Here is a 2870-nt window from a genome sequence, read left to right as displayed (position 1 = left end):
CTACTTTTGAGTATCTTGTTGTTTTGAAGCGTATCGAAGCGGACTTTGACGATTATCTTCATGATGCCTGGATGGAACACTTTTTCATAGTTAAGGAGGAATACAAGCGACAAACAGGGGAAGAGGCCATCGATTCATTCAAATTGCTTGAAGACATCACTGGGAAGCCGCTACAGACATATACGGCTGAAGTTGATGAGTATGGGGACGTAGTTAGTATGATACCAAACAAGCCTAATCTGAAGGCGGTGGAGAACGATGCGATCAATTGATGAGATTCTAAAGGACATGAAGGCTCTTGGTACCTCTCCAGAAAGGATTGACAGGGATATTGCGGCGTTGGAAGCGGAATTGAAAGAGTGGGTGAGAATCGCCCCAAACGGCAAGATAACGTTTAGCGAAGCTCGGAAAAACGTGGGTTTGAGTCACAAGCAGGTATCAGAGAAGACGGGCATTCCGGTAAGCAGGATCAAAAAATACGAGGAAAATAACCAAAAAATGCATTACCCTACATTCAGAAAATTGTGCGACCTGTATGGAATTTCTGTTGATCATATCTATATTGGCGTGCTACCAGCACAAAATAAAAATCACCTTAACATGTCTTTGGCCGGACGTTAAGGCGATAACACAAATTCAAGGTATCCCTTTGCGCAACATTATACATAATCATTTCATGTTGTGCAAGTGGAAGCTAAACGGGAGAGTGTATATTCATGGCGATTAAGGATCGGCTGTATTGGGTTGGTATGTCCTTAGAACCACAGCTTGAGAAGGGGATGTTGGAAGTCATTCGGGAGATTGCGCTTGTTAGTTACTTGAAGGAAAGACCGGAAATATTGGAAGGCTACCAGAATGAATTGCAATTAGCTGTGGATGACGCAAGCAAGGCCTTTAAGGTTGTTTTAAGTTCTGCCGGGAAAAAGTATAAAGATTTGCTTTTTGACCTGGAAGACAAAATGAATCATTTAGCTAGCTGCGAAGCTGAAGAAAAATATATTCGGGGGTTTATAGCCGGGTATAGATTCCTCAAGAAAATTGAGAAGTCGCGTGGGCCGTTAACTCTCTCTAACTCTCATGAAGGGGGATCCCCGAAATGACAGCGCAGTTGGAGCGAGCGGATACATTCGAGCTTCTATACTTCATGGCCCCATATCCGAAGCGGGAAACATCGGAGTTCCAGGGTAAGTATCATCACCTTGGATTCAATTGGCGAGCCTTCCCACTAAAGGGGGATCTTGAGCCTCTTACAAACAGGCTATATGCTGCTCTCCAAGGCGTTGATAAAGGGGAACGTTATGACTTCTATGCTCAAATCATGTGGCACATCCTGGACCAGGACGAGAGTGCAATGGAACGTTTACTTGAAGCTGCCTTTGGAGGATAAAGTGAATAGGGTTTTACTTAAATCTAACTGGAACAGAAGGTAATTGTATGGCGGGGTGGATTAAAGATTACAGGCAGGAACTTGAAAGTGATATTTGGTCAATGCCCCCTCTCTATCACCGGATATGGCAGTACCTGAAATACATGGTCAATCATCACGAAAACGAGATTCCGATGAGGGATGGGACCAGGGTTGAAGTTTCCCCTGGGCAACATATGACGTCCCTCAGAAACATTGCCAAGGGTGTTGGTTGGTATGAGCGCGGGATATGGAAGGAGCCAAACGTTAAAACTGTCTCATCGGTCCTGGGATGGCTCGAGAAAGAGGGCATGATAACGGTCGATTCAGGTAACAGGAAATATACAATGATTTCCCTTGTATCATGGGACATTTATCAGGCTGATGATGACATAAAAGTAACAGTCGGGAAACAGTCGTTGGATATAAACAAGAATGATAAGAATGAAAAGAATAATAATATATCCGCGCAAATTGAAAATTTCCGCTCCCGCTACAATCCGGAATTGCTAGAACTCATCGACAACTATTTTGAGTTTATAGCAAACATGAGGAAGGGGAAGAAGTTGAGCGATGGGATCTTGATAAAAGTGTATGAGCAGTTTGCCCGCTATTCTCCTCTCCGAGTTGAATACGCAATAAAGACGCATATGGGCAGTGAGAAATTAAGTAAAGCGAAAGAGGATTATACCTTCGGAATATTAAGAGGGACAACTGACGAGGAAGCAAAGCACAAGTTGCAGAGGATGAATAATCAACAACAAAGAGCAGGAGGGCGGTTAAGTCCGGAAGAACTCCAGGCTCTTGAAAGGGGGCAGTAAGGAACTGAAGCTCACAGAAGTGAATGCGCTGCTCGAGAGGATCGGGGAATTTTACGCTATAGACATTACACGAAATAAGCTCAAAGCGTGGCACGAAGTGATTGGGCATATGGATTATGAAGTTGCTAAGAAGGCTCTTATTGAGTGTCTACAGCAATCAGAATACATGCCACGGCCTGCTGACTTGGTTAAGAGAGTCGAAACAAAGATCGATATGGTTGAACTAAACAAGGAAGAGAGGGAATACCTTGAGCAGCTACACAGAAAGCAACGTGAGAGAAACACAACCGCATGAGGAATTGCTTGGCGGGTTTCTTACAGATCCAACACTCTTCGAAGCGAATAGGCATGTTCTAACGGCCGACCTGTTCCAGGGCTACGATTGGCTTTACCGCCTGATGCAGCAGGTTCACGACAAGGAAGGGCTGACATTCAAGGGATTAGCGAATCAATGCGATACCAATCAGATCCCAAAGCTGCACGAACTACGCAGCACCTTTTTTAACGAAAACCGCGTACCGATGCTCATCCGCCAAGTGAAGAAGGAGAAGCTGGCCGAGAGCATCACTAATCTGGCACATGAAACATTCGTGAAGGTGCGAGACGGCGAGGATAGCGACGAGATTCTACGGGATCTGCAACAT

At 44.8% G+C, this 2870-nt stretch carries 5 protein-coding genes and 1 pseudogene; all 6 read left to right on the top strand.

Translation table 11 applies throughout. From position 1 onward, the window contains the following. A pseudogene (locus PPOP_RS22820) lies at positions 1 to 272 on the top strand (hypothetical protein); the annotation flags it as partial. After that, positions 259 to 621 (top strand): helix-turn-helix domain-containing protein, encoded by a 363-nt coding sequence (locus tag PPOP_RS13850; RefSeq protein ID WP_006287123.1) that lies wholly within the window; start codon positions 259 to 261, stop codon positions 619 to 621. The pseudogene PPOP_RS22820 and the gene PPOP_RS13850, both read left to right, overlap by 14 nt. A gap of 95 nt (positions 622 to 716) precedes the next feature. Further along, entirely contained in the window at positions 717 to 1100 is a 384-nt protein-coding gene (locus PPOP_RS13845; RefSeq protein ID WP_006287122.1) for a hypothetical protein, read from the top strand. Further along, entirely contained in the window at positions 1097 to 1387 is a 291-nt protein-coding gene (locus PPOP_RS13840) for a hypothetical protein (RefSeq protein WP_006287121.1), read from the top strand. The genes PPOP_RS13845 and PPOP_RS13840 overlap by 4 nt, the downstream gene beginning before the upstream one ends. A gap of 47 nt (positions 1388 to 1434) precedes the next feature. Continuing rightward, a complete protein-coding gene (locus tag PPOP_RS19525; RefSeq protein WP_006287120.1) occupies positions 1435 to 2226 on the top strand; it encodes a hypothetical protein in 792 nt (263 codons plus the stop codon). 248 nt (positions 2227 to 2474) lie between these two features. Then, positions 2475 to 2870, top strand: a 396-nt coding sequence (locus tag PPOP_RS13825; RefSeq protein ID WP_148277949.1) for a hypothetical protein, incomplete at its 3' end; no start/stop codon positions are given.

Origin of the sequence: Paenibacillus popilliae ATCC 14706, from assembly GCF_000315235.1 — a bacterium.
Taxonomy (GTDB): Bacteria; Bacillota; Bacilli; order Paenibacillales; family Paenibacillaceae; genus Paenibacillus_B; species Paenibacillus_B popilliae.
This window is presented reverse-complemented; position numbering and strand designations above follow the sequence as displayed.

What these genes read in the sequence shown, in the direction of transcription:
- PPOP_RS13840 (WP_006287121.1), top strand. Translation starts at nt 1,097, where the DNA reads ATGACAGCGCAGTTGGAGCGAGCGGATACATTCGAGCTTCTATACTTC.
- PPOP_RS13845 (WP_006287122.1), top strand. Translation starts at nt 717, where the DNA reads ATGGCGATTAAGGATCGGCTGTATTGGGTTGGTATGTCCTTAGAACCA.
- PPOP_RS19525 (WP_006287120.1), top strand. Translation starts at nt 1,435, where the DNA reads ATGGCGGGGTGGATTAAAGATTACAGGCAGGAACTTGAAAGTGATATT.
- PPOP_RS13850 (WP_006287123.1), top strand. Translation starts at nt 259, where the DNA reads ATGCGATCAATTGATGAGATTCTAAAGGACATGAAGGCTCTTGGTACC.